A 26,003-nucleotide genomic window follows, 5' to 3' on the forward strand; every position below is an offset into this window, starting at 1 on the left:
AACGGTTGCCCCGTTATTTGGAGTGCGCCTTTTTCCACTCATCCAGCGCTGCGAGCGCCTTTTCTACATGCATATCGGGCTGCCGGTTCTCGTAGCTGAGAATGACATGGCCATTCGGCGCGATCACGTAAGAGACGCGCGCCGCGTGGTTGTCTCCCGGCGACCGGACATCGTACAGCGAGGCGACGGCGCCATTCGTATCGGCTGCGACAGCAAAGCGGCTACGGCATTCACTGGTCGAGAATTTCTTCAGCGTATCGAGCTGGTCCATGGAAACGCCGATGACGGTCGCGCCCAATGCGTGGAACTGGTCCATCGCTTCCGCGAAATCATGGGCTTCGATGGTGCAACCGGGGGTGAAGGCAGCGGGATAGAAATACAGGACCACCGGCCCTTTTTTCAGCGCTTCAGCCAGCGAAAATGTGAAGCTGTTGCCACCCTGTGTCGCGGGGAGGGTGAAGGTCGGCGCATGACTGTCCGTCGGCAGCGCCGCATGGGCTGCGCCGGCAAGGAGAGTGGACGCCAGAAAAGCACCGAGGATGGAGCGGCGGGCGAGGGAACGAAACGTCAGCATGCTTCGGATTCTTTCAGACGCTGCCGCGCGGGCGTCACGTCCCTTCAGGTGAAACGATGGCGCAGTTGGATGCGCCGTTATCCAGCCGACGACAGGCTGCCACGGCTTCAGAGCGGGAAAGGCCGGTCAGCCGGGCGCGATAGAGCTGCCCCCGCGCGACACGAACGCTGGTGATCTGCGTATGGGCCGACGAGAGATCGCTGCTTGCCCGGGAGCGGGCGCGACTTGTGGCGGCCTGTGCCAGCGACTGGGAACTGAAGGCTCCGACCTGAATGGACCAGTTATGCAGCCCGGCCAGCGTTGAGACAGACTGCGCCCGCGACGGCATGTTGCGGGAACTGTAAGCCGCTGCTGCGGGAGAGATCAGCGAAAGACTGCTGCCGCGCGTCCGCTGGGTCTGGGTGGGAATGGCGCTGTCGTTGATGACAACACGCTGCTGCGGAGCGGGCGCGGCACTGACGGGGGCAACAGCGCTGGCGGAAGTGTCATCTGTCGTTGCAGCTTCCGGCGTGTTCTTGAGCCGCGCCGCCCATACGGCATTGACCGACTGCGGCGATTCCGTGGGGCGTGTGACGGGGGCGTACTGCTGGGTATAGGACGGCGGCGTATTGACGGGTGTCGTATCGTCTTCAGCCGTGCTGGCCGCTTCCGCGACCTCGACAGGGCGGGACGATCCGCCAGCCGCTCTCTGCGCCCAGGCATTTCTTACACTGGCAGAAGTTTCCGTTGGCATGGCCGCGGCTGCATATTCAGCGTTCTGTCCGCTGGTATGGCTGGCGACCTGAAGATCCGCCTGCGAGCGGTTGGCCGGCGAAATACCCGCGATCTCACGCCCGATGGCGGCGACATAGTTACGGGTTTCGCGCGGCAGGGTGCGGTTGCGCGTGATGAAATCCTCAAGGCGTCCCGGTCCGGCGTTATAGGCAGCAAGGAAGCCGGGAGAGCCGTAGATGTCATACATCTGGCGGATGTAGGCCGTTCCCGCGAGCACGTTGTCATGGGGATCGTAAGGATCGCCGCCCAGATTGTACTGGTTGCGCATGGCGTCATAAGTGGGCGGCATGAGCTGCATCAGACCCATGGCACCCGGCGCGGAGGTGACCAGTTCACCATTATGGTAAAGGCGGCCGCCAGATTCACGCTGGATAACGCTGCGAATCCACGCTTCCGGAACGTCAAAGCGTCGCGAGGCTTCGGTGATGTATGGCCCCCATGGGTCATCGGATGATCCCGGCGGCGCGTAGTAGGATTTCGCGTGGGCGCGGTAGCGGGCTTCTTCCTGCGCGATGGGAATCTGCATGTCCGACTGCGGCCCTTGTCCGGCGCAGGCAGAAAGAAGAGCCAGCAGTCCCACGACAGCGGGAGCGCGCCACTTACGGCCAACGCTCAGGGTGGTGCGCCAGAATTCTGGAGAGAGGGAGAGGGGGAAACGCTCTTTTGCATAAGTAGAGGTATCATGCACGCGTGTGTCCATCCCCTTCCGCAAGGCAAATCTCCCTGTTGGCGCCTTCATCCCGCGAGCGAGGAATATCCTCTAACCTCACGAGATGCACGTAATTTTCCAGAATAACCGTGAATAAAGTCATCAGGCTTCATGCAACGGTTTCCTGTTGCTCTGAATTATGACGGTATCGTGGCGATCACGGAGTCGCGGCAAGATCGGATTCATTACATAAGGCTGGTGGGAGTTGCCGCTGACCGGCCTGATGGGTTAGGCGATCAGTCATGAATGCCTCCCTCGGCCGTCCAGCTTCTGTCATGCCTGTTACCGGCGATCACGCCCTGCCAGAGTCTGGCGACGAGAGTGTGGAGGCGGCACTGGTGGCCGGCGCGGCAAATGGAGATGTGCCGGGGCCCCATTTGCCCGAACCACCCGATATCCCGGAGCAGTCGCGCTCGCGCCTTTTCTGGGCGCTGAAGGATATCGGAGAAGGGTTGCGTCTCTGGCGTCTCGCCGTCTCGCTCGGCTGGCTGGATATCCGGTTGCAGTTCCGTGGGTCGCGGGTCGGCCCGCTGTGGCTGACCTTGGGCACGGCGGTGATGATCGGCTCGATGGGCGTCCTTTACAGCCGTCTCTTTCATATCGTGCTGAAGGACTATCTGCCCTATCTCTCCATCTCCATGATCCTGTGGCAGATCGGCATTGCCGGTGTCACGCAGGAGGCGTGTAACTGCTTCATCAGCGCCGCCAGTTCCATCCGCGCCACACGCCTACCATTTTCGTTGCAGGCGTTGCGGGTGCTTGTCCGCAACAGCGTGGTGTTCGGTTACAACATCATCGTGCCGGTAGCGGTCTACGCCGTGTTCGGCCTGTTGCCGGGACCGGTGGCTCTCCTCGCCATACCAGGGCTGGCAATCTGGGCGATGAACGCTTTCGCTTTCTGTCTGCTCTTCGGTTCCGTGGCGGCGCGTTACCGCGATATTCCGCCCATTGTCGCAAGCGTCGTGCAGGTGGCGTTCTATATTACGCCCATCATCTGGAGCGGCAGGCAGCTTGGCGCAAAAGGATGGTGGCTGATTCTGAACCCGTTCTATGCATTGCTGGAAATCGTACGCCAGCCTCTGACGGGTGACATGCCGTCGCTTCTCATCTGGGGCGTGGCGATCGGTTTGAGCGTGCTGCTGTGGCTGTCCGGCCTGTTCGTCTTTTCGCGCTCACGGGCGCAACTCGCGTTCTGGATATGAGTGTGATGACCGATCCGTCGCAGACTTCCCGCCGTGAGAGCAAATCGTCCGCCTTTATCCGGCTCGAGAATCTGACACTGGATTTTCCGATCTTCCATGGGGGGGCGCGTTCCCTCAAGAAAAGCCTGTTCGGAAAAGTCAAACGTCCTCTCATGCAGCGAAAGGCCGGACAGACAGGCGGCGAAGTGCGCATGAGCGAAGACACGCCCGGCGTGGTCGAGGTGCGGGCGCTCAACGACGTTTCTCTCACCATACGATCCGGCGAACGTGTTGGGCTGATCGGTCATAATGGTGCGGGAAAGTCCACGCTTCTGCGTGTTCTCGGCGGCATCTATCTGGCCCGACCGGGCATGGTGACGGTGCATGGGTCGGTCGAGACGCTGATTGACACGAATTCCGGCATGAACCCCGCCCTGACAGGGCGCGAGAACATCTATCTTCAGGCGCAGCACAAAGCCTTGCGCTCTTCTCAGTTGAAGGCGCTGGAACAGGATGTGGAATCCTTCGCCGAACTGGGCGACTTCATGGATCTGCCGGTAAAGCTCTATTCGTCCGGTATGGCCATCCGGCTCGGTTTCGGGTTGGCGACGGCCATTGCGCCGCAGATATTGCTGATGGATGAGTGGTTCATGGCGGGCGATGCGAAGTTTCAGGACAAGGCGCTTGATCGTCTGGCGAATGTGGTGAATGGCGCGGAGATACTGGTCATCACGTCCCATTCCCTGTCCATCCTTGCGGAATGGTGCACACGCATTATCTGGCTCGAAGCCGGACGCGTGCGGATGGATGGTCCGACGCATGATGTGCTTACGGCTTACACGGAGGCGATGAACGTCCATGTCTGAGCAGGAACTTCCCATAAGAGTGGTGGCGCTCTATCGCTTTACGCCATTCGAGGATTGCGAAGCCATCCGTGGTCCGCTTGCCAAACTCTGCTGCTCGCAGGGTATTCGCGGCATCCTTCTGCTGGCGCATGAGGGCATCAATGGCACGATCGCGGGAAGCGACGAGGCGATTGAAAAAGTGCTGGCCCATATTCGCACGCTGCCGGGGTGCGCCGATATTGAGGTCAAGGAATCGCGTGCGCCGGAACTGCCATTCCTGCGCATGAAGGTGCGCATCAAGAAAGAAATCGTGACGATGGGCGTGCCGGGAACCGATCCCCGTTCGATTGTCGGCACCTATGTCGATCCGGCTGACTGGAATGCGCTGATCAGCGATCCGGACACCATTCTCATCGATACCCGCAATGATTACGAAGTTGCGGTCGGCACGTTCCGGGGCGCGATCGACCCGAAAATCGGCACGTTCCGCGAGTTTCCAGACTGGTTCCGCGCCAAACGGCAGGAGATCGAGGCGGAAGGCCGCACGCCGAAAGTCGCGATGTTCTGCACGGGCGGCATCCGCTGTGAGAAATCGACAGCTTTCGCCAAGGCTGAGGGGCTGGATGCGGTCTATCATCTCAAGGGTGGCATTCTGAAATATCTTGAGACCATTCCTGAGGAAAAGAGCCTGTGGGATGGAGAGTGCTTCGTGTTCGACCAGCGTGTGACCGTGAAGCATGGACTAGAACCGGGCCAGTATTCGGTCTGTCATGCCTGTCGCCGCCCGGTCAGTGATGAGGACAAGATGTCGCCTCTTTATGAGGAAGGCGTCAGCTGTCCCGCCTGCCATGATGAGCGTACGGAAGAGCAGCGCCGTCGTTACGCTGATCGGGAACGCCAGACGCAGATCGCGGCAAAACGTGGCCAGCATCATCTGGGGCCGGCCCAGTAAGCAGGCCTGCCGAAGATTGATGTCGGTCAGCGCTCATGCAATCTTCGATGAGCGTTCGACGCTTTATCTTCTTTCAGCGCCTCAACACGCGTGTTTCGCAACAGGGCGAAACGGCTGAGGCGCTGCCATTGTCTTTTCTGAACATCAGGATGAAACCATGAAACAGCGAGAACTCGGCCGCTCGGGCATCATGGTCAGCGAAATCTGCCTCGGCACGATGACGTTCGGCCAGCAGAACACTGAAGGCGAAAGTCATGCACAACTTGATCTGGCCATTGATCGCGGCATCAATTTCATTGATACGGCCGAACTGTATTCGATCCCGCCGCGCGCCGAGACCTACGGATCGACCGAGAAGATCGTGGGAAGCTGGCTGGCGAAGTCCGGGCAACGTGACAGGATCGTTTTGGCGACCAAGGTTGCCGGCCGCAGCACCATGCCTTGGTTCCGGCCGGGAGGCGAGGACACGCGTCTGACACCGCGTCAGATCCGTTACGCTCTGGAAGGATCGTTGCGGCGTCTGGGCACAGACTATGTCGATCTCTACCAGCTTCACTGGCCAGACCGCCGCGTGAACCTGTTCGGAGATAACGGCACCACCTATGTGCAGCAGGACGCAGACGAAGTGCCGCTGGAGGAAACGCTGGGCGTGCTGGGTGATCTGGTCGTGGAAGGAAAGATCCGGCACGTTGGCCTGTCCAACGAGACGCCTTGGGGTGTGGCAAAATGTCTGGAAGCGTCCCGACAGGGCGCCCCGCGTGTGGCGTCGATTCAGAATGCTTACAATCTGATCAACCGCACGTTCGAACTGGGACTGGCCGAGTTTGCCATTCGGGAAAAGGTCGGTCTGCTGGCCTATTCGCCGTTGGCACAGGGTTACCTTACGGGGAAATACCTCAATGGCGCCCGACCGGCAGGTGCGCGCACGACCTTGTTCAATCGCGGTCAGCGTTACGAAAAGTCGGGTGTGGACGAGGCGATTGCCGCTTATCTTGCGCTGGCGAAAGAGGTGGGCATTGATCCGGTGCAGATGGCCGTTGCCTTTGTGACATCCCGCTGTTTTGTCACGTCGAATATCATCGGCGCAACAAGCATCGAGCAGTTGCAGACCATTCTGGGCTCAACGGAAGTGGAGATTACGCCGGAGCTGGAAACGCGGATCAATGCGATCCATCAGGTTCATTCCAATCCTGCTCCCTGAGGAAATAGGACGTCTGGATTTATGGATTTCCATAAATCCAGATTGAGTCTATTTTCTTCTGAATTTCTGACCATTGTTTGGAATGATGGATTTTATTTTACAGGCATCTCAATTTTTCTCTATTCCCTGTGATTCTACATAATAGAAACTATAGTTATTGCAAAAGACAGGGTGGTTTGGACATGATAAGTGCACAAGAATAAGAATTCCGAAAACGGATTGAGAAGCACACGTGCACGGAAAATCGATGAGTGGAAAACCTGATCAAGGTTCTTCCCTGAAATCCAAAGGGCTTTTCATTCCTGCCTTGACCGGGATCCGGGGAGTGGCGGCACTATGGGTGGTGGTGCACCATTGTTCGGGTTGGATATCACAAAGTCTAGGAATGCGAAATTTTGAGACGGCGTCTCTGGTTTTGAATGGATTCCGGGCTGTCGATTTATTCTTCATTCTCTCCGGCCTCATTCTCATGCTGACGCATGGAGAGGAGTTCGGAGCAAGACATTCCGGTAATATAAAAAGATTTTATATTCTGCGTATGGTTCGGGTGTATCCCCTGAATACGCTTATCCTGTTGGCGATGGTGCCGTTCGTGCTCAGTCAGCCGGATTTTGTCCATTGGATGAGATTGTACAGTACGCCCGCGCAGGCCTATAAAATACATAACCTGTCATGGCCCGGGTTTTTCCAAAGCCTCTTCCTTGTCCAGACATGGACAGTCCTCAAGTTGGGGGAATGGAATGGGCCGTCTTGGTCTCTGAGTGCCGAGGTATTGGGATATCTGGCTTTCCCCTTTCTGGCTTACCGTCTTCTGCACGTCCGAAATCTTGTGATGCTGTATACCATCGCGATGGGCGCTCTTGGAGCAGAAGTCCTCGTGCTGGCTGTTACTCATCATCTGCACGACAATCCGACCGGCACGATGGGTGCGCTTCGCATGGCAGGCGGTTTTACTGGGGGCATGGCGTTGGGGCGCGCTTTAACGCTGACCAGAGAGCTTGGCGTGAAGTTGCCTGTCAGTCCCACTGTAGCGGGAGGGATGATTCTGTGCGCCACTCTTTTTGTGCCTGCACTGGCTCCCCTGATGGGCTTTGGTTTTGCATGGCTGCTTTTCGGACTGGCATATGAGCAGAGTTGGCTCAGCCGCGTTCTGAGCGCGCCACTGGTCATGTGGTGGGGTAGAATTTCTTTCCCATTTTATCTTGTGCACCTCATCCTGCTGAAAATTCTGGTTTGGAGCTTCCTGCCGGACATTCACCAGAATGGAGTCTGGGTCTGCTTTCTCTACTGGTCTTCCTATGTCGCTGTGACGTCATCTCTCGCCTGGGTGTTGCATCAATGGGTGGAGAGGCCCTCTCATCGGCTTGCGAAGCGTCTGGCGGGTCCCCCTGGGAAGGGGAGCGTCATGGCTTCAGATGAAATGCGTTCCCTGTCAGCGGCCTGATCAAGCTGTAGCTTTCAAAAGCAGCGTTCAACCGGCTATAATCACCGTTATGATAGTCAGGGCGGATATCGGTCAGATGTCGGCTCAATGGAGGAATACATGGAAAATCCGTTGGAAAACTCACCGGAGCGCGACGCCAAGATCCGGGCCAAGGCCAAGGAAATGTGGATCACCGACGGGAAGCCCACCTGTGGTCCTGAAGGCTATATGGAAGCCGCCACAGATCTGATCGGTATGGAAATCAACCCGGACGCGGGTGAAATTCCGGTTGATTCTCCAGTGCCGCTTGATGCGAATGGCCAGCCGATCGAAGACGCGAAGATTCAGGAAAATCTCGGCAACCTCGGTGGCAGCATGGACGAGCAGGATGACCGTCAGGAAGTGCCTTTCGGGACGCGCGAGGAAGAAGAGCAGGCGCTTAAAAATTCCTAACGTGCCGGATACCCGCCTGCGGGGTGTCTGTTAAGAGAAGCTGTGCAAGAATGGCCTTCTGGTATGAACTGGAAGGCCTTTTGTATGTCCAAGACTCCTGCACCACCCATTGCCCGCAAGGAACCGCGCCGGATCGAACAGCTCGGTCGCGTCCGTGTGGACGATTACGCGTGGATGAAGGACGATAATTGGCAGGCGGTTCTCCGTGATCCTGCCTTGTTGCGGTCGGATATCGCCGACCATCTTCGCGCTGAAAACGCCTATTCCGACGCCATTCTGGCTTCAACGACCGCCTTGCAGGGTGAGATCGTGGCGGAGATGAAAGGGCGGCTCAAGGAAGACGATTCCTTTCCCGCCCTGCCGCATGGCGAATGGCGTTACAGCGTGCGTTATGAAGCAGGAGCACAGCAGCCGCGTTATGTGCGGCACAAGGAAGGGCATCCGGACAGCGAGGAGGTGCTTCTGGATGCTGACGCGCGTGCGAAGGATCGCTCCTATTATGCGGCCCGTCAGGCGACCCACAGCCCCGACCATCAGCTTTTCGCCTGGGCGGAAGATACCCAGGGATCGGAGATTTACACTGTTCTTATCCGTGATCTGACGACAGGTGACATGTTGCCGGTAGAGATTGGCAACTGTTCGGGGGATTTCACGTTCTCGCCGGATTCCCGTTATATTTTCTGGACCTATCGTGACGAGAACGGGCGTCCCGTAAAAATCTTCCGTCGTGCTCTGTCTGCCGGTTCTGAGGATGTTCTGGTCTATGAAGAGGCCGATTCCGGCTTTTTCGTGGGCGTCACAGCCTCGCGCTCGGGCAAATGGATCATCATTGGCACCAATGACCATGATACGTCGGAAAACTGGCTGATCCCGGGGGACGCTCCGGAAAGCAAGCCGGTCTGTCTCGCACGACGGGAAAAAGGTCTGATGTATGACCTCTCCCATTGGGGAGATCGCTTCATCATTCGCACCAATGCTGACGGCGCGACTGACTTCAAGCTGATGACGGTTTCGGACAGTGTTTTTGGCGACCGTGCGCAGTGGGGCGAGCATGTGCCGCATCGGGCAGGGCATTACATTACGGGCGCGATCTGCTTTGCCGACCATCTCGTGTGGACCGAGCGCGTCAACGCCAACATCGTCATCGAAATCGAGGACCGGACAGGCAATCGGCACCAGCTCGCCACTGACGAAGACGCTTATACGCTGTCGCTTGATGGGGCTTTCGAGTTCGATACGCCGGAACTTCGTTATTCCTATCAGTCACCGACCACCCCGCGACAGTGGTATTCCTACGACATGACGACGCGGAAACGGCATCTGCTCAAGGCACAGGATGTGCCGTCCGGTCATGATCCGTCGCATTACCGGACAAAGCGGTTGATGGCGAAAGCGCCGGATGGGGAGTTGGTGCCGATCACGCTGCTCTGGCATCGGGATACGCCCGAAGGTCAGCCTGCGCCGTTACTGCTGTATGGTTACGGCTCGTATGGCTTCTCCATCGATCCGACGTTCTCGACCCGTAATCTGAGTCTTGTTGATCGTGGCTGGGTCTATGCCATCGCGCATGTGCGTGGCGGCTCTGAAAAAGGCTGGAACTGGTTCCTCGGTGGGCGTGGCGAGCACAAGACTAACACCTTCTCGGACTTCATCGCCTGCGCCGATCATCTGGTGGCCGAAGGCTGGACCGACAAGGGACGCATTGTTGCGGACGGCCGTTCGGCGGGGGGCATGCTCATGGGGGCGATCACCAATATGCGTCCGGACCTGTTCGCCGGGATCGTGGCGGTAGTGCCGTTTGTGGATGTGCTGAATACCATGTCCGACGATACGCTGCCTCTGACGCCGCCCGAATGGCCGGAATGGGGCAATCCGCTGGCGGACGAGAAAGCCTATGACCGCATCGCGGGTTATTCGCCCTATGATCAGATCGGTCCAAAGCCTTATCCCACCGTGTTCGCGATCGGGGGCCTGACAGATCCCCGCGTGACCTACTGGGAGCCTGCCAAATGGATTGCGAAGCTGCGGGACTATTCCACTTCGGATAATCCGCTGTTGCTCCGCATCAACATGGAAGCCGGACATGGGGGCGCCTCAGGCCGGTTCAAGGCGCTCGAAGAAGCCGCATTGATACACGCCTTCGCCATCTGGGCGGAGGCAAGGGCGCATGAAGGCACCGCGTGACAGGATCGGTCACGCGTGGCATGGGCATTGACTGGCACGGTCATCTCATTGAGGTCGTGCAGCCCACGCCTGTCAAAGGACTTCGTTTGAGGATGACAGCCTGATGTCGCACCCTGATAACACGCCGTATGGTGATGACGACCATCTCCACGCAGGGTCGGCTCCGCTCATGCCTGAGCCGGTAAAAGACGGTTCGGAAGGAGAGCAGAAAGTGGTCGCGCGACGGGCTCAGTGGCGCGCGCGTGAATTTCTTGCCTTTGTCGTCGTGGTGATCGCCGCATACACCGTGCACGGATTTCTGCCGGCTCTTGCATGGGGCGTGGTGTTCGCCGTGGCGACATGGCCGCTCTATCGCAAGGCGCAGCTTCGCTGGCCGCGTCTGGCGGATGGGGTGCTACTGCCAGCGGTCTGCACGGCCAGTATGGCGCTCCTGTTTCTCATTCCACTGCTGTTCGTGGGGATCGAAGCCGCCAACGAAGCGCAGAATGTGCTGGAACTGATGAAGCACGCGCGTAATACGGGTGTGCCGGTGCCGACATGGGTGAACCGGCTGCCTTTTGCCAGCAATACGGTTCGTCGGTGGTGGGGTGCCCATCTCTCTGACCCGGAAGCGGCGGCATCGTTCTTCAATTCGTTCGATGCCCGCGGATTGGCTATGACCCGGACAGTCGGGTCGCAGGTGGTTCATCGCGGGACACTCTTCTTCTTTTCCATCCTGACATTGTTCTTCCTTTACAAGGATGGCGACACCATCGTGCGTGAGTGCACCGTCGCGTCGCGGCGTGCGTTCGGGCGGCGGGGAGAAATGATCGGCCACCAGATCATCGCGTCGATTCACGGAACGGTCGCGGGACTGGTGCTTGTCGGTGTGGGCGAAGGCATCATCATGGGGATCGTCTATTTCTTCACCGGCGTTCCGCATCCGGCCCTTCTGGGCGGCGCTACGGCCATAGCCGCCATGATTCCCTTCTGTGGCATGATCCCGGTTGGACTCGCGGCTTCTCTCCTGTTGGTGGGAGGCGGTACTATGGTGTCTATTTTTGTCTTTGCGCTTGGTGCCGTGGTCATTTTCGTGGCGGATCATTTTGTGCGGCCGGGCCTCATCGGCGGCAGCACGAAACTGCCTTTTCTCTGGGTTCTGCTCGGCATTCTCGGCGGTGCGGAGACATGGGGGCTGCTTGGTCTGTTTGTCGGACCGGCTGCGATGGCCACCCTGCATCTTCTCTGGCGAAACTGGTCGCGTGAACGCAGTGCTCCGGTGAGTGGTAGTTGATTCCATAGCCGATCACAGTGCCGGGAAAATCGTCACTTCCCTGATCCGCATCTCGCCCTTTTTTCTGACATGTCATAATGAAAGAGGAGGAGGAAATCTGTCGGTCTCTGATCACCGGCAGATGGGATGAATGAATAAGCGACCTGCGCCGGGACGAAGAGGAGCGTGTTTCGTCACTGGCAGCATCATGCGGCATGTTCTTGTCATGGCAGGAACCGGGGCAATCGGTCTGATGGCCGTGTTTGCCGTGGACATGCTCAACATGATCTACGTCGCGCATCTTGGACAGCCAGCCCTCACAGCTGCGCTTGGTTTCGCGGGAGCTGTGGGGGGCATCCAGATTGCCGTTTCGATCGGGCTCACCATCGGCCGCGGGGCGTGTGTCGGGCGGGAAATTGGGGGCGGTCAGTTCTACCGAGCGCGGAGAATAGCCTCTTCCTTTCTGTTTACGAACTTCGTGCTGACCAGTCTGGTCGGTGTGCTGACGGCGTTTTTCGCAAAGCCCATTCTGGTGCTGCTGGGGGCTTCCGGCGAAGCGTTGCAGCAGGCTGCGCTGTATCTCTACATCACCTCGCCATTTCTGCCTTTCGTATCGATGGGCATGTCGGCATCCGCTCTGATGCGCACGGTTGGCGATGCCCGACGGTCCATGAATGTCACGTTGAGTGGCGCGGTTCTGACGGCCATTCTTGATCCGGTTCTCATTCTCGGAATGCATGAAGGGCTGATCGGCGCCGCCATCAGTGCCATTCTTTCGCGTTTGGCCATGTTTCTGCTCGGCTTTCGTGGCGCTCATCTGCACGCCATGCTGGTATGGCCGAAACTTGCTGCCGTGCCCTCAGACAGTCGCCGTGTGGGTGTTATTGCCCTTCCGGCCATTCTCACCAATCTGGCGACCCCGCTGGGAGGGGCTTACGTCACGGAGCACATGGCGCGGTTCGGTCTGGAAGCGGTGAGCGGTCAGACTGCCGTGGAACGTATCGTTGTGGTGGCCTTCTCGTTTGTCTTCGCTTTGACGGGGGCTGTCGGGCCGATCATGTCCCAGAATCTCGGTGCCGGTCAGTTCGGACGCGTGCGCGAGGTGATGGAAGCCTCGCTCAAGATCGTTGCCGGATGTGTGATCGGGACATGGGTGATTCTGGCGATTACGCAAAATCTCCTTGTAGATGGATTCCGCCTCCATGGAGACGGTGCGGCGTTGGTGCATCTGTTCTGTTCGTGGACCGTTTCCGGCTATCTTTTCGTGGGTATGCTCTTTGTAGCCAATGCGGCCTTCAACAATTTGGGCCACCCACTGTATTCGACGATTTTCAACTGGGGACGCGCGACGCTGGGGACCATCCCGTTTGTGGCGTTTGGTGCAAAATTTGGCGCTTTGGGCGTGCAGGTCGGGCAGGCGCTGGGCAGCGTCATATTCGGCCTTCTGGCCATTTTCACGGCTTTCCGGGTGATTGCCGAACTTGCTGTTTCGCAGGACCGCAGCGCGGCTCCAGCGGCAGGGGAAGAACGCATGGCAGACATTTCAACGATGAGCCCGGGTGCTGCGATGGCAGAACTGGCGGAAATCGGGGAAGTGGAAGATGCCGCCCGAAACGACTCTGCGTGAGGGAGAAGCGGACTTCTGGTTTTGGTCCCGTGTTCACCCTACATATTCAAGGATCGTGTCGGTTTCTGTTGTGACAATGCGACACGACAATCCTGAAGAAGGGGAGAGGAACTCATGTCGAGACTGACTGCTGCTGAACGGGATGCTCTGCCTGACACTGCTTTTGCATTGCCGGGTCGGCGTTATCCCATCCCCGATAAAACGCATGCGCGCGATGCTCTGGCGCGGGCCAGCGAATTTCATCATCGTGGGGAACTGACCGATGCCGAATACGAAACGATCGTTCGGCGCGCAAAAGAAGTTTTGGGTGAAGAATAAAGAACTGTGTTGATTGGATGATGCCCCTCCCGTGCGTTGATGATCACGGGAGGGAAAGAGCGGGTTAGCTGCCCGTAGTAGAACTTGAGGACGTGCTTGCCGTGGTGGATGAAGCGTCCGTGAAGGATTTGACATCCGACATATCCACGAGAGAATCACCCATTTTGACGTACATCGTGCCACTGTTGTTCGTGACGCCTGTGACGGTTCCCGTAACGGTGAAGGGGACAGCCGATGTGTTGCCGGAGCCGTCTTCTGTCTCGACAGCGATGTTGTAGGAGCCGTCGGTAAGCTGCGAACCGCTGTCTGACGTTCCGTTCCATGTCCATGTGTTCGTGCCAGCCGTCGATGTCAGTTCATCTGTTTTGACGACGTTGCCACTGCTGTCCGTAACGGCAATGGCGATTGGCTCCGCCGAAGTCGTGGTGAAAGAAATCGAACTGGTGCCGTTCTGAAGCGGGAGCTGTGTGGTGCTCGCCTGTGCCGTTTTGCCGACAAGCGCCATATCCGTTGATTGCTGCCCATTCTCGGTCAGGGAAATGAGCGTTTGCAGATTTGTGTTGGTTGCGACCTGCTGCTCCACACCAGCGAACTGAGCCAGTTCAGAGGTGAAGGTATCGCTGCTCATCGGGCTGCTCGGATCCTGATTCTTGAGCTGCGTGGTGAGCAGCGTCAGGAATGTCGTGAAATTGCCGGACAGGGATGCCAGCGCGCTCGTGCTGCTGCTGCTCGTATCTGTCGACGACGCGGATGTAATCGAAGCAGCGTTCGTCGTTGCGGCCGAACGGGCAGAGGATACAGCCGTTGAAAGAAGAGAAGTAGTGGAATCAGTTGTTGTCGTCATGTCCTGTTCTTTCAGGCTGTGAGATTGACGGAACCGACTCGACCGGTAGCGGGCGTAGTGTAGGTGACGTCACTGATACTGTCGGTTGCGGGGACAAGAGGAGATATCGCGCTCGCGCTTGGCCGGGCGTTCCAGTTGCCCTGTCCTCCGGTTCCACTGTTGTTTCCGGACAATGTATTGCCGAAATTATTGGCAAAATCTGAAGATTCATTACCGGAGGCAAAATTGTTGTGCTGGGGGGTATGCTGGGGCATGTCCTGCTGAGACGCCCCAAACCCGGAAGACTGATCAGTCAGACTGAAGGAAATCTGTGATCCGGTCGTGGAAATGCCAGCATTTTCAAGCGAGTTTATGAGATCCTGTTTGTGCGCCTGAAGATCGTTCAGAGTGGTCTGTTCATGTGTGCCGATATGGATGGTCAACGCTGAAGTGTCATCGGAACGATCAATCGTGACATGTACGGGCGATTGATCATCTTGTAAGGACACGGTCAGGTTTAGGGCGCTTGAACTTGTGTCCGGCACGTTGGTGGCAATGGCCGAGGCAAGCTTGGCTGTGGCAGTGGCCGGTGCGGCATCTGTCGTGGAAGACGGATCCGTTACGCTGGAAAGCGTGTCACCAAATTTCGATTCCTCCGTAAGCGCTGTAAGATTCGTCAAACTGGAAGGAGTTGAACTTTTCGTTTCTTCCTTAGTGGAATTTTTGGTCACATCCTGTTCTGAGGACGTTTTTCCGCTGGTGCTGGATGATGTTTCCGTGGCGTCCACTTCTGGGAGGGCTGTCTGGCTCGCAACCTGCAAAGAAGATGACGGTTTCAATGCGGAAGATGCAGTCGTAGCAGTGGTCTGTTTCTCTTTCGCAGCCGTAAGGTGGTCGATCGACTGTGAAGTGAGGTTGGGGGAAGTGCTGGAGGGCAGCGCTGGAGATGATGGGTGCCCCTCTACAGACGTATTATCCGGAGCAGATAGAGAGGAAGAAGACGGTGAGGCTGCGCTGACCGGACGCAGTGCCGTCGAAGACCCTTCGTCTGAAAAGATCTGAGCAAGTTGCAGATTGATAGCACCCGAAGAAGTGGTCTCGCGGGCTGTGCGGGAGAGTGGGGCTGTGCGCTGTGCCTGAACGGATATCTGTTGCGTTATGGGAGAAGAAGAAAGAGAGGCTGCCTGTTGAACAGCGTCGCTTAGATTAGTGGAACTGGGCAAAGCAGCAGTCGTGTTGGTGGTAGATGCGGAAATGTCTTCGCTCGTTGCAGGCGACAACTGTCCTTCTGCTATTGATGGAGAAAAACTGAGGAGAGCTTCTGTTGTTGGAGTAGAAATTGTCAGTTTGTTTTGACTGTTGACCGTCGATGTGGGGCTCGGAGAGGTTTTTGATGTTGCATCAGCCGAAGAGGTTGCAGGCAAGGAAGATGTTGTCTGTGTTCCTGAGATAGAGGTGCTTATTGCATTAGCGTTGATGGGCGAAAGATCCGCCGGAAATAGGCTGTCATTAACAAGGGAATCAGAATCAGAAACAATCTGCGGCTCCGAAAGAGAACTGGTCGAGGTGTTTGCCGTAGACTGTAGCGTGCTGGGTGTGGTGCTCGTGAGCGGTTCTACGCTTATGGCGCTGCTGCTCAGGGAATCGTAATTGCTACTCGAAGAAACTCCAGACGTTCCAGGTGTGGATGAGGCCAAAAGTGCCAACCCCATAGCTACTGCATCGAGTGAGGGTGACACTGTGGCTGAAGCGGCTTCGTTGGAGGCTGCTGCGTCTGTTTGAGTGTCCTTGTCAGTAGGGGATTTTTCGGATGCTTTTACGCTACTCTTGCTGGGTGTGGCTTGTGGGAGCGTTGCGACGATTTTACTACTGGTATCCGCTGTCGCCAAGTCGACTGTCGTATCGTTGATACTGGTGTTGACCGCAGCCGTTGCTGTTTGATGGGTGGCATCGACTGATGCATCAGTTAAATCTGTACTTTTCGGAATATTGACCGTTATATTGGTCGATAATTCTGAAGTCGCGGATGAATTTTTCCCGTTTGCACTCTCTATCTGCGATGCAGGTGAAGTTGACTGTGAAAGTGCATTGTCCCGCGTTTTATTTTTTGCAGGGTCTTTTGAGATGACGACTGAATTATTTTGGGTGCCGGCGTTTGAAGACGCATCTAGGTTTATTGAATGCGTGTGAGTGACAGATTTCTTCGTAAATTTCTGCGCCACCAGAGAGGAGAATGTATCCGTCGTTTCTGATGTTGCAGTAGTTTTTGTAAGCGTGCTGGGGGCTGAAAGTTTTTTTGCTGCAGACGTTTTCCCACTTGTGGTGGCAGCCTTACTGCCGTTTGACTTTCCTGTCGGTGTAGTAGGCTGCAGCGTCAGCGAGCTTGTCATGACAAATCCCAGGCAAGTTATGCACCCGTTAAGGCATGCAACTTTCGGGCCATCGTGCCGAAGATATGTTGAGAAAGTGGAAATTTCTCTCTTTGAAAAAGAAGATTGCGACAGAGAGTTGAAAGAAAATTGCAAGTTTATATCCGATAAGATATTGAAAATACGTGAAATATATGGATGTGTCTGTTTGGGGCGCGGTCTTGTTTGCTCACTCTTTCTGGAGAGACAAGATAAAGGCGTCGTTTTAGGTCTGATCCAGAAAAGATGCTTCTCTGCTGGGCATATTCTGCCTAATAGGCAAAATATGCCGGGTTAAATATGCCGCTCATATAGTTTTCAGTTTGAGTGGAGCTGAAACGGAAGAATTTTCAGAAAAAGAAAAATCTCCTGATTCCAGTCTGTTTATCGAAATTTAGAAAAAAATCGTTATTCCGCTCTCCGTTGGCACGCTTTCTGCATGGTTAGTGGTGTTGAGGTCATCGGCATACGTCATGTCGGGGCCACATTTTAGGAGTGATCCATGTCGATTATGAACTCTCTCATGACTGCCGACGCTGGTATGAATGCCCAGTCGACGGCTTTCACCAATCTGAGTAATAATATCGCGAACAGCCAGACCGTTGGCTACAAGGCATCTGAAACCAGCTTTCAAGACTATGTTTCAAACAATCTGGCATCCTATACGCAGGGTCAGTCCGTTTCGGATGGTGTAAGTGCTTACACGACATCCCAGACGCAGAAACAGGGCACGATCTCAACAAGCACGAACTCGCTTGCTGTGGCGATTTCTGGAAATGGCTTCTTCGATGTTTCTGAAGCGTCCGGACAGGCGACAGCTGGTAAAGAGTCGTTTTCAGATCAGCAGTATTTCACCCGGAATGGCGATTTTTCTGAAGATAAGAACGGTTATCTTGTCAATACATCCGGTTATTACCTTGATGGGTATATGGCTGACCCAAAAACGGGAACGCTTAGCAGTGATCTGACGCAGATCAATGTGTCGAATATTGCTTTCCGACCGACTGAGACCACGACACTGACGATGACGGGTGGCCTAAGCGCTGGCGATGCTACAACTACCCCTCCCACTGCTGCTTATTCTACGACACAGACTATTTATGACTCGACTTCCCAAGAGCATTCCTTGGACATTTCTTGGGGGCCTCTGACTTCGACAACGGCGTCTGATGGGTCGGCTATTGAGACTTCTACTGTTACAATCTCGAACCCATCGACCACAGATGGTATGGCTGTCGATGGCAGCACCAGCTCATACACGGTTGCCTTTGATTCCAGTGGTAATATCAAATCGGTAACGGATTCTTCTGGTAATCCAGTCGGGACTGGGTACAGTGGTTCCACTGCAACACTGCCTATTACACTCGATTATACGAATGGTGCAGCGGGACAGACGATTGATCTGAATATTGGCACGATCGGCAGTTCTGCAGGAACGACAACGTCGGTTGCGAACTCTGCCTCTCCCACGATCACCAGCGACAGCGCAACGTCAGCGACTTATGAAGGTATCTCCATGACAAGCGATGGCTCTGTTATGGCTACGTTCAGCAACGGCGATACGCAGTTGGTCGGCAAGATTGCTCTTTCTTCCTTCGCAAATGCCAACGGTCTGATGGCGGTTGATGGGCAGGCTTATGTCGCGACGTCCGCTTCCGGTTCGGCTACGACAGGTGTTGTGGGCACTAATGGAACGGGAACTCTCAAGACATCCTCAACGGAATCATCCACGACGGATCTGACCTCCGATCTGTCCAGTCTGATTGTTGCGCAGGAAGCCTATACGGCGAACACCAAAGTCGTCACGACGGCATCTACATTGCTGGAGACCACCATCTCCATGATCCGCTAATAGGTTTTTAACCTGTTTTTCACCTGCGCGGGATAAACTGAAAAATATTGGAAGTCCCGTCTGGTTCAATGCTTTGACCCCGGGCCGGTAAAATCGCCGGCCGTGGTCACCCTGATCCGATTGTTTATGCCGACAGGGTTTTTGCTGGAGTTCTTAGGTCATGGATCTGGGTAGTGCCCTGTCAATTGCGACCAGTGGTCTTGAGGGCACGCAGTATGCCCTCGGTGTCGTGTCACAAAATGTTTCGAACGCAAGTACTACAGGTTACGTGGCGGAGAACGCAAATCTCAATGCGACAGATACTGTTGGGACGGGCTCTGGAATCTCCATCGGTCTGACAACAAGAAATGTCAATGATGCCTTGCAGAACAGCCTTTATACGCAGAATGCGCAGGTAGCTTCGCTGACGGTGCAGGACAATTCATTGTCCGCAATCACGTCCCTTCAGGGTTCCATGAGTGCTGATTCCGGCTCAACTGGCACGCTGTCGGACGAAGTTGGCAATTTGTCGAATGCCATTACCTCCCTTATTTCCACGCCGACAGATTCAACGGCACGCAGTACTGTCGTGGCGGATGCATCTACACTAGCAACGTCCATCAACACCATGTCGTCTGCCTATCAGACGCAGCGGCAGGCAGCCCAGGATTCAATTGTTGACGAAGTTTCCTCGATCAATACGGATCTGACAACAATTGGTGTGCTATCGAAGCAGATCATGTCTTTGAAAGTACAGGGTCTGAGCACGGCAGATTTAGAAAATCAGCGCGCCTCAGCGATGTCGGATCTGTCTTCGTATATTTCGGTTTCTTATACCGAGACGGCCAAAGGCGATATGCTGGTCAAGACTGCTGACGGCACGCAATTGCCTACATATCCGACAAATAGTGAGAATACGGTTCTCTCGACATATCCATCCGATGGTTCCAGTGCGTTGCAGGCAACATCGACATGGCCCTTGTCCACTGAGGATGCCACTCTTTCGGCAACGTCCTCCATTACTGCCTCTTCCTCTTCCAGTTATGTTCCAGCGATTACGTTTGTCAGCAGTGATAAGGCGCTTGATAGCAGCAAAGACCTGACGTCTGATCTGACGGGCGGCAGTCTGGGAGCCAACATTACCCTGCGTGATACGGTGTATCCCAAGATGCAGGCCCAGTTGGATTCATTTGCTTATACGCTGGCTTCCAGATTCGACTCGGCCGGATTGACTCTGTTCACTGATAGTTCTGGCGCAGTGCCAGCCTCAAGCACGACGTCGAAAGATCCTGATGGAATTGTCGGATTTTCGAGTAATATTCAGGTAAGTGCGTCTGTCAGTGCGGATCCATCGGTATTATCCACATCCGGCTCGACCACCTTGGCGCAGACTCTTCTTTCTACTGCGTTGAATGGTACGGATCCTGTTGCCCCAACTTCTGGTTTGGGTGTGAATGGAAACATTTCCACGGGTTACGCTGGAAACCAGACATTGGCTAATTTGGCGACAGCGTTGACATCCAGTCAGGCGACAGTTGCATCTACCGCCACCACTTCTCTTGCAACAGCGACAACGGTGCAGACATCGCTGACGACGAAAGTATCGAATGTGTCCGGTGTCGATGTCGATAATGAGATGTCGAAACTTGTTGCCTTGCAAAATGCCTATACAGCAAATGCAAAAGTTATAACGGCTGTGAAAGCGATGTTCACGGCGCTTCTGGATGCGGTGTAAGTCATGACTTCTTCAGTTGGTCTTTATGGTGCTAGCGGCACTACTTATGTCCTGCAACAGGAGATAAAGCGTCTTGATCAGGAGCAGACGACGCTTTCCTATCAGGCCTCGTCTGGGATGAAGGCTGATTCCTACGCTGCTCTGGATACGGGGCAGCGCACACAGGCTTTGAGTCTCGTGCCGCAGGTTACAGCCCTTGCGACCTGGCAAACGTCTGTTCAGGGAGCGCAGACGAATCTAGACATTACGCAAACAGCCTTGACGCAGATTTCGTCAATAGCATCGACATTAAGCACGAACATCCTGTCTCTAAAAGGCAACCTTGGACAGGATGAGCTTCAGACAATTGCTGAAAGCGCCCAGTCTGCTTTGGGAGAACTGGGAACATATCTCAATACCACAGGTAGCTCCGGCTATGTTTTTGCCGGTCAGGACAGTGGCACCATACCGGTCACGGATGCGGCAGGTCTTGCTGACAGTTCTTTGGCGACTGCGACGGCAGATGCCGTGAGTGCTCTCGATACAGATGGTGCTGCGTCTGTCTTTGCCAAGGCGACACAGGATGCGTCGGACAATAGCCTGTCGGTATTCTCCTCGACCTTGTCCACCGACCCCGTTTCCGCAAGCAGCCTGACCAATAAAGCCGTTATTGGACAAGGGCAGGTTATCAGTGTGGGGATGACCGCCACGCAAGGCACCACAACTGGAGATGGGACCACTACCACAGGCTCGCCAATTCGCGACCTGATGCGTAACCTGATGATCGTAGCCTCTTTGGGCAGTGCAGATACTTCCAGTTCAAATTTTACAGATCTTGTTTCCCAGCTTCAGTCTTCCACCACGACGATTTCCAGTGAACTGTCGGCTCAGGTGGGCTCTCTGGGGCTGACGCAAACATCCCTCACGGCGCAGGCTTCTTCGCTTTCGACGATGAGCGTCATGTTAGCATCGCAGCTTTCGGATGTGACAGAACTTAGCAGTTCAGATCTGGCAGCTGTTGCAACGCAAACCACGACAGTACAGAACCAGATTGAATCATCCTATGCTCTGGTCGCTGCTTTCAAAAGCATGACACTGGCAAATTATCTCTAGTAACCAAAAAGAAACGGGCAGAACAATAATGTTTGCCCGTTTCTTTTTCTGACTAAAACCCGATCATGGCGTCACCGCCAAAGGTGAACATGCCAGTGTTGCGTCCATCATTGAACGGGGATGTGCCGTTAAGAGAACGGTCAAATCGCACTTCCGGACGAATGGCGAAAAAACCAAGGTCTTTTGAAAGTGGTGTGCGGTAAGTCACGCCAAGGCTCATATCACCATAGGTGGTTGGAGGGGCGCTTTCTGTAGGGGCGTTCCGACCAGCGATACCGTTCATGTATCCTTGGTCAGACAGAAAGTTCACAACCATCAGACCAGTGTTATCGCGATAGATTTCACCGCGATAATTGAAGGTCAGGTTCTTGGCAAAGTCCCAAGAAAGATAAGAGACAAAGCTGTAAGTGTCGGCACGTAGACCGTCATCATGGAGATAGTTGAACTCGCCAGTTACCTTGACTGTAGGTGTCACCTGATAAACTGCCATGAGATCGTTCCAGAAACGCATGTCGTGATTGGCTGCGCCCCCAAGCGCAAACCGTGCATCTTCGGGACCGAAACGGCTGAGTTCTGTAATTGTCAGTTTTCCACCAGCAAGATTGTTGAGTGCAACTCCCGCGTAACCTGCCGGAGCATCGTTATTGTCATTGTGGCCGAATGTCGTCTGGTTACCTGTATCAATGCCGGTCAATACATCGATCATGGGCGTGACGTGAATGGTCGCCATCATGCCGACATGTTCAAAAGGCACGGAATATTGGCCAGTATAGCTGAAAGTATAGAAAGGACGCGCTGTAGGATCGAAGGCTTCTGGTCCCATGGGAGCTTGCAGGATGCCTGCGTGCATATCGATGCCAAGTTTTGTAAACCACGGCAGATGGGCGTCTACGTGCGCCTGTGCCGGAATGATCTGATAGCGTGCATTGAGCGCGCGATCTGAAATACCCAGCAGGTGATAATAGCGTGAGTCAGAACCATAGCTTGCCTCCAGAGTGAAGCCGAAGCTGTAATCGTCCTTTGTGGTGTCGATGGCTCGTGAAAGCGTCAGGGCGAACTGATTGAGTTGCGCCTGATTGGCATGATCGCCGATAAAGTCACCAAAATTGATGCCATTATCCGGGCGGGCAGGATTGGCCATAATGCCTCCATCAATCCGGCCGGCCAGCGTAATGCCGCGCCACCATTGTTCGAATTCGGAGGCATCGGTTTTCTGGGAAAATAGATTGACCGCAGCCTGTGCGGTATCTGTCCAGCTGGCGGTCAGGAAACCAGCAAGCAGAAATATGGAATATTTGCGCCTGCTTGCGATCATGTCTCTTTCCTTTCGCCCCGGATGTTGGCGAGCCGCCAACTCACAGGCTCATAAAGACATGATTTGATATGAAGCTGTATTGATTTGTTGTCTGAGGTCGTGTGCAGACCGAAAGATTGCGTTTCGGAATGGAAGAGGAAGACGCTTACGAAGAAGCGTCTTCCTCTTCAGATGTGACCTCTTCAGTCGTGGTGGAAATATCGGCCTTGCCCACCAGTCCACGGGCAAACTCCACAGCGGAAAACGGCCGCAGATCCTCGGCCTTTTCACCCACACCCACAGCATGGATCGGAAGCTTGAACTGGTCCGCCAGCGCGACCACGATGCCACCGCGCGCGGACCCATCCAACTTGGTCACGATCAGACCCGTCACGTTTACCAGTTCGCGGAAGACACGCACCTGCTCGACAGCGTTCTGCCCCGTCGTGGCGTCCAGCACGAGAATGACGGAGTGGGGCGCGGTCTCGTCGAATTTCTTCATCACACGGATGATTTTCGCGAGCTCCTCCATGAGCGCGCCCTTGTTGTGCAGACGCCCGGCGGTGTCGATCAGCAGCAGATCGGCGCCTTCCGCCTTGCCGCGCTTGAGCGCTTCAAAGGCCAGACCAGCCGCATCGGCCCCCGGCTTTCCAGCGATCACCGGGACGTTCGTGCGCTCGCCCCAGACCTGCAACTGCTCCACGGCGGCGGCACGGAACGTATCGCCCGCCACCATGATGACCTTCTTGCCCTGCTCGCTGAAATAACGGCCCATCTTGCCGATGGTCGTCGTCTTGCCGCTGCCGTTCACGCCGACCATCAGGACGACATGCGGTTTGAGAGCGGGGTCGGGTTCGAAGGGAACGGCCACAGGCTCCAGAACGCGTGCGATCTCGTCGGCCAGCGTGTTGCGGATTTCGTCATCCGTCACTTCCGCCCCGAAGCGGGTGTTGCGGAAGGATTCAATCACCCGTTCCGCGACTTCCGGTCCGAGATCGGCGGCGATGAGGTGATCTTCCAGATCCTCAAGGGCTGCTTCATCGAGCTTGCGCTTAGTGAAGACGCTGCTGAGTTTCTGGGTGGAGCGCGAAAGCCCCTGCTTGAGACGGGAGAAAAATCCGAGTGCCATGACTATACGATCTCCGCCACAAGGCCTTTTTCGTCAACCGCTACCGGACGCAGAACCTCGATGCGTCCCATTTCGGACTGACCCTGCGCGAGCCGGACCGGAGCGAATTCCTCGCTGTGGCCGCTTTCCGGTGTTTCCATCAGCACGCGCAGTTCACGGCCTAGCAGGCTCCTGAAATAAGTCTGTGCCGACTGCTCACCGACAGCGCGAACCCGAGCGGCGCGGGCTTTGCGTTCGACGACCGGCACGGCTGGCATCTTCGCGGCAGGCGTGCCGGGACGGGCGCTGTAAGGGAAGACATGCAGATAGGGGAGGGCGGCCTGCTCAAGGAAAGTGAGTGTTTCCTCGAACAGCACTTCATCTTCAGTCGGGAAACCTGCGATCAGGTCCGCACCAATGCCGATCTCGGGGCGGATCGATCGTGCCCGCTCAATGACAGATGCTGCATCCGCGACCAGATGCCGTCGCTTCATCCGCTTGAGGATCATGTCCGACCCGGCCTGCAAGGAGAGATGCAGATAAGGCATGAAGCGTGGTTCGTTTTCCAGCAGACGCCAGATATCCTCGTCGATCTCTACTGGGTCGACAGAGGACAGCCGTAGCCGCTCCAGTTCTGGTACCAATGCGAGTAGACGGCGGCACAACTGGCCAAGTTGCGGCGTGCCGGGCAGATCGTCGCCCCATGAGGTGATGTCCACGCCGGTCAGCACGACCTCGCGATAACCGGACGCCACGAGCGCACGCACCTGTTCCACCACCACGCCCACCGGCACGGAACGGGAAGGGCCGCGTCCGTAGGGGATGATACAGAATGTGCAGCGATGGTCGCAGCCCTGCTGCACCTGCACAAAAGCACGGGTACGTCCGGCGAACTCCGTCACCAGATGCGCCGCAGTCTCCTTGGCAGCCATGATGTCGGACACGGCATTGCCGGATCCGAGAGCAGGGAGGCTCCAGCTTTCGGCTTTCAGCTTGTCCTCGTTGCCCAGCACGCGTGTCACGCCGGGAATGGAGGCCCAGCGGTCCGGATTGATCTGCGCGGCGCACCCGGTCACGACGATGCGGGCATCCGGACGCTCGCGGTGCGCCCGGCGGATGGCCTGTCGCGCCTGTCGCTCGGCTTCGTTGGTGACGGCGCAGGTGTTGACGATGATGACATCGTCCAGCGCCGCCGCGTGGCCGCGCATGACCTCGCTCTCATAGGTGTTGAGGCGGCAGCCGAAAGTGAGAATGTCCACGCCTTGGGTTGCGCCCTGCGTGGGGTCCACCGGCATCTCCGGAGGGGTGTCGGTCATTTTGGATAGGCCTCGAGATCGACGGTCCCCTCAAAGGCAAGCTGCGCGGGGCCGGTCATCAGCACATGGTCGTTGGCTTCCCATGCGATAACCATCTCCCCGCCGTCAACCTCAACCTGCATGCGACGTTCGCCGAGACCGCGCCGCGCCGCATTGACCACGGCCGCGCAGGCGCCGGAACCGCAGGCCAGCGTGAAGCCCGCGCCCCGTTCCCAGACGCGCAGCCGCATCCGGTCGGGCGCCTCAATGAGGGCGAAGCCGATATTGGCGCGCTCAGGAAAAAGTGGGTCGACTTCCAGTACGGGGCCGCGTGCTGCCTCAGCCAGGTCCTCGACGAAGAAGGTCGCGTGCGGGTTGCCCATCGAGAGGGCGGCAGGTTCACCTGTCAGAGGAAGGCGCAGCGTATCGGTTTCATGAGCGAGCGGGACGGATTGCCACTCCATGCGGGGGCGTCCCATATCGACCGTGACGACAGCGCTATCTGTTTCTGTGCGGGACAGCACCTCGGCATGGAGCAGACCGCCCTTTGTCTCGAAGCAAAGTTTGTTTTCGCCGGTTTCTTCCGCCAGCAACTGCGCCACACAGCGGGAGGCATTGCCGCACGCTCCTGCTTCGCTGCCATCGGGGTTGAAAAAACGCACGAAGGCTGTCGCATTTTCATGTTGCGAGGGCGCAAGTGTAACGAACTGATCGCAGCCAATTCCCTTGTGTCGATCAGCCAGCGCCGCGATGCGGACGGGTGTCAGTCCAAGAGCCTGCGGACGTTCATCAACGATAATGAAATCGTTCCCCAGCCCATGCATTTTCCGAAAAAACATTTTCATGCGTGACATATATGCGAAGACGAAGCGAAACGCACGGTTTTCTGCCGGAAAATGTAAACCATACGGTAGGATGATCGGA

At 56.2% G+C, this 26,003-nt stretch carries 21 protein-coding genes; 13 read left to right on the forward strand and 8 right to left on the reverse strand.

All coding sequences use genetic code 11. The features are described from left to right. Positions 1-13: 13 nt before the first annotated feature. Both ABF824_RS04545 and ABF824_RS04550 read right to left on the reverse strand, forming a co-directional pair. Complete coding sequence (locus ABF824_RS04545) at positions 14-574, reverse strand: peroxiredoxin (RefSeq protein WP_415486695.1); 561 nt, start codon at positions 572-574, stop codon at positions 14-16. A 34-nt stretch (positions 575-608) separates the two neighbouring features. After that, entirely contained in the window at positions 609-1,964 is a 1,356-nt protein-coding gene (locus ABF824_RS04550; RefSeq protein WP_415486717.1) for a transglycosylase SLT domain-containing protein, read from the reverse strand. A gap of 335 nt (positions 1,965-2,299) precedes the next feature. Here ABF824_RS04550 and ABF824_RS04555 point away from each other — a divergent pair, with 335 nt between their 5' ends. The 10 genes from ABF824_RS04555 to ABF824_RS04600 all read left to right on the forward strand — a co-directional run bounded on the left by ABF824_RS04555 (position 2,300) and on the right by ABF824_RS04600 (position 13,493). Then, a complete protein-coding gene (locus ABF824_RS04555; protein ID WP_415486696.1) occupies positions 2,300-3,259 on the forward strand; it encodes an ABC transporter permease in 960 nt (319 codons plus the stop codon). Between the two features lie 5 nt (positions 3,260-3,264). Continuing rightward, entirely contained in the window at positions 3,265-4,104 is an 840-nt protein-coding gene (locus tag ABF824_RS04560; RefSeq protein ID WP_415486697.1) for an ABC transporter ATP-binding protein, read from the forward strand. After that, positions 4,097-5,035, forward strand: coding sequence for a rhodanese-related sulfurtransferase (locus ABF824_RS04565; protein ID WP_415486698.1), 939 nt, complete (start codon positions 4,097-4,099; stop codon positions 5,033-5,035). Before ABF824_RS04560 ends, ABF824_RS04565 begins: the two co-directional genes overlap by 8 nt. A 157-nt stretch (positions 5,036-5,192) precedes the next feature. Next, positions 5,193-6,236: an aldo/keto reductase gene (locus ABF824_RS04570; protein WP_415486699.1), complete on the forward strand. Its 1,044-nt coding sequence runs from the start codon at positions 5,193-5,195 to the stop codon at positions 6,234-6,236. A gap of 247 nt (positions 6,237-6,483) precedes the next feature. Continuing rightward, on the forward strand, positions 6,484-7,680 hold the full coding sequence (locus ABF824_RS04575) for an acyltransferase family protein (RefSeq protein WP_415486700.1): 1,197 nt from the start codon (positions 6,484-6,486) through the stop codon (positions 7,678-7,680). Between the two features lie 99 nt (positions 7,681-7,779). Then, positions 7,780-8,112, forward strand: coding sequence for a hypothetical protein (locus tag ABF824_RS04580; RefSeq protein ID WP_415486701.1), 333 nt, complete (start codon positions 7,780-7,782; stop codon positions 8,110-8,112). Between the two features lie 84 nt (positions 8,113-8,196). Further along, positions 8,197-10,296 (forward strand): S9 family peptidase, encoded by a 2,100-nt coding sequence (locus ABF824_RS04585; protein WP_415486702.1) that lies wholly within the window; start codon positions 8,197-8,199, stop codon positions 10,294-10,296. A 169-nt stretch (positions 10,297-10,465) separates the two neighbouring features. Beyond that, on the forward strand, positions 10,466-11,569 hold the full coding sequence (locus ABF824_RS04590) for an AI-2E family transporter (RefSeq protein ID WP_415486718.1): 1,104 nt from the start codon (positions 10,466-10,468) through the stop codon (positions 11,567-11,569). 130 nt (positions 11,570-11,699) lie between these two features. Beyond that, a complete protein-coding gene (locus ABF824_RS04595) occupies positions 11,700-13,175 on the forward strand; it encodes an MATE family efflux transporter (RefSeq protein WP_415486703.1) in 1,476 nt (491 codons plus the stop codon). Between the two features lie 114 nt (positions 13,176-13,289). Beyond that, positions 13,290-13,493 (forward strand): hypothetical protein, encoded by a 204-nt coding sequence (locus tag ABF824_RS04600; RefSeq protein ID WP_415486704.1) that lies wholly within the window; start codon positions 13,290-13,292, stop codon positions 13,491-13,493. A 64-nt stretch (positions 13,494-13,557) separates the two neighbouring features. On the opposite strand, the gene ABF824_RS04605 is transcribed toward ABF824_RS04600, so the two are convergent. Both ABF824_RS04605 and ABF824_RS04610 read right to left on the reverse strand, forming a co-directional pair. Beyond that, positions 13,558-14,337 (reverse strand): flagellar hook assembly protein FlgD, encoded by a 780-nt coding sequence (locus tag ABF824_RS04605; RefSeq protein ID WP_415486705.1) that lies wholly within the window; start codon positions 14,335-14,337, stop codon positions 13,558-13,560. Positions 14,338-14,348: 11 nt separating this feature from the next. Then, a complete protein-coding gene (locus ABF824_RS04610; RefSeq protein WP_415486706.1) occupies positions 14,349-16,706 on the reverse strand; it encodes a hypothetical protein in 2,358 nt (785 codons plus the stop codon). Between the two features lie 520 nt (positions 16,707-17,226). On the opposite strand from ABF824_RS04610, the gene ABF824_RS04615 reads away from it, so the two are divergent. From ABF824_RS04615 to ABF824_RS04625, 3 genes are all read left to right on the forward strand, one after another. After that, positions 17,227-18,576, forward strand: coding sequence for a flagellar hook protein FlgE (locus ABF824_RS04615; RefSeq protein ID WP_415486707.1), 1,350 nt, complete (start codon positions 17,227-17,229; stop codon positions 18,574-18,576). A 160-nt stretch (positions 18,577-18,736) separates the two neighbouring features. Beyond that, positions 18,737-20,290, forward strand: a complete 1,554-nt coding sequence (gene flgK / locus ABF824_RS04620) for a flagellar hook-associated protein FlgK (RefSeq protein WP_415486708.1) — start codon at positions 18,737-18,739, stop codon at positions 20,288-20,290. 3 nt (positions 20,291-20,293) lie between these two features. Beyond that, positions 20,294-21,382: a flagellar biosynthesis protein FlgL gene (locus ABF824_RS04625; RefSeq protein WP_415486709.1), complete on the forward strand. Its 1,089-nt coding sequence runs from the start codon at positions 20,294-20,296 to the stop codon at positions 21,380-21,382. A 52-nt stretch (positions 21,383-21,434) separates the two neighbouring features. On the opposite strand, the gene ABF824_RS04630 is transcribed toward ABF824_RS04625, so the two are convergent. The 4 genes from ABF824_RS04630 to dapF all read right to left on the reverse strand — a co-directional run bounded on the left by ABF824_RS04630 (position 21,435) and on the right by dapF (position 25,924). After that, entirely contained in the window at positions 21,435-22,697 is a 1,263-nt protein-coding gene (locus ABF824_RS04630) for an outer membrane beta-barrel protein (RefSeq protein WP_415486710.1), read from the reverse strand. 145 nt (positions 22,698-22,842) lie between these two features. Continuing rightward, positions 22,843-23,805 carry a signal recognition particle-docking protein FtsY gene (gene ftsY / locus ABF824_RS04635; protein WP_415486711.1) on the reverse strand — a complete coding sequence of 321 codons (963 nt, stop codon included), beginning with the start codon at positions 23,803-23,805 and terminating at the stop codon, positions 22,843-22,845. Positions 23,806-23,807: 2 nt separating this feature from the next. Then, complete coding sequence (mtaB, locus tag ABF824_RS04640) at positions 23,808-25,079, reverse strand: tRNA (N(6)-L-threonylcarbamoyladenosine(37)-C(2))-methylthiotransferase MtaB (RefSeq protein ID WP_415486719.1); 1,272 nt, start codon at positions 25,077-25,079, stop codon at positions 23,808-23,810. A gap of 17 nt (positions 25,080-25,096) precedes the next feature. Further along, a complete protein-coding gene (dapF, locus tag ABF824_RS04645) occupies positions 25,097-25,924 on the reverse strand; it encodes a diaminopimelate epimerase (RefSeq protein WP_415486720.1) in 828 nt (275 codons plus the stop codon). Positions 25,925-26,003: the final 79 nt, after the last annotated feature.

It is taken from the genome of Acetobacter sp., assembly GCF_047721705.1.
Classification (GTDB): domain Bacteria; phylum Pseudomonadota; class Alphaproteobacteria; order Acetobacterales; family Acetobacteraceae; genus Acetobacter.

Coding starts and splice junctions, on each gene's coding strand:
- ABF824_RS04580 (WP_415486701.1), top strand. CDS start 7,780: ATGGAAAATCCGTTGGAAAACTCACCGGAGCGCGACGCCAAGATCCGG.
- dapF (WP_415486720.1), bottom strand. CDS start 25,924: ATGAAAATGTTTTTTCGGAAAATGCATGGGCTGGGGAACGATTTCATT.
- ABF824_RS04560 (WP_415486697.1), top strand. CDS start 3,265: ATGACCGATCCGTCGCAGACTTCCCGCCGTGAGAGCAAATCGTCCGCC.
- ABF824_RS04585 (WP_415486702.1), top strand. CDS start 8,197: ATGTCCAAGACTCCTGCACCACCCATTGCCCGCAAGGAACCGCGCCGG.
- ABF824_RS04610 (WP_415486706.1), bottom strand. CDS start 16,706: ATGACAAGCTCGCTGACGCTGCAGCCTACTACACCGACAGGAAAGTCA.
- ABF824_RS04555 (WP_415486696.1), top strand. CDS start 2,300: ATGAATGCCTCCCTCGGCCGTCCAGCTTCTGTCATGCCTGTTACCGGC.
- ABF824_RS04590 (WP_415486718.1), top strand. CDS start 10,466: ATGCCTGAGCCGGTAAAAGACGGTTCGGAAGGAGAGCAGAAAGTGGTC.
- ABF824_RS04570 (WP_415486699.1), top strand. CDS start 5,193: ATGAAACAGCGAGAACTCGGCCGCTCGGGCATCATGGTCAGCGAAATC.
- ABF824_RS04625 (WP_415486709.1), top strand. CDS start 20,294: ATGACTTCTTCAGTTGGTCTTTATGGTGCTAGCGGCACTACTTATGTC.
- ABF824_RS04595 (WP_415486703.1), top strand. CDS start 11,700: ATGAATAAGCGACCTGCGCCGGGACGAAGAGGAGCGTGTTTCGTCACT.
- ABF824_RS04615 (WP_415486707.1), top strand. CDS start 17,227: ATGTCGATTATGAACTCTCTCATGACTGCCGACGCTGGTATGAATGCC.
- ftsY (WP_415486711.1), bottom strand. CDS start 23,805: ATGGCACTCGGATTTTTCTCCCGTCTCAAGCAGGGGCTTTCGCGCTCC.
- ABF824_RS04600 (WP_415486704.1), top strand. CDS start 13,290: ATGTCGAGACTGACTGCTGCTGAACGGGATGCTCTGCCTGACACTGCT.
- ABF824_RS04545 (WP_415486695.1), bottom strand. CDS start 574: ATGCTGACGTTTCGTTCCCTCGCCCGCCGCTCCATCCTCGGTGCTTTT.
- ABF824_RS04630 (WP_415486710.1), bottom strand. CDS start 22,697: ATGATCGCAAGCAGGCGCAAATATTCCATATTTCTGCTTGCTGGTTTC.
- mtaB (WP_415486719.1), bottom strand. CDS start 25,079: ATGCCGGTGGACCCCACGCAGGGCGCAACCCAAGGCGTGGACATTCTC.
- ABF824_RS04565 (WP_415486698.1), top strand. CDS start 4,097: ATGTCTGAGCAGGAACTTCCCATAAGAGTGGTGGCGCTCTATCGCTTT.
- ABF824_RS04605 (WP_415486705.1), bottom strand. CDS start 14,337: ATGACGACAACAACTGATTCCACTACTTCTCTTCTTTCAACGGCTGTA.
- ABF824_RS04575 (WP_415486700.1), top strand. CDS start 6,484: ATGAGTGGAAAACCTGATCAAGGTTCTTCCCTGAAATCCAAAGGGCTT.
- flgK (WP_415486708.1), top strand. CDS start 18,737: ATGGATCTGGGTAGTGCCCTGTCAATTGCGACCAGTGGTCTTGAGGGC.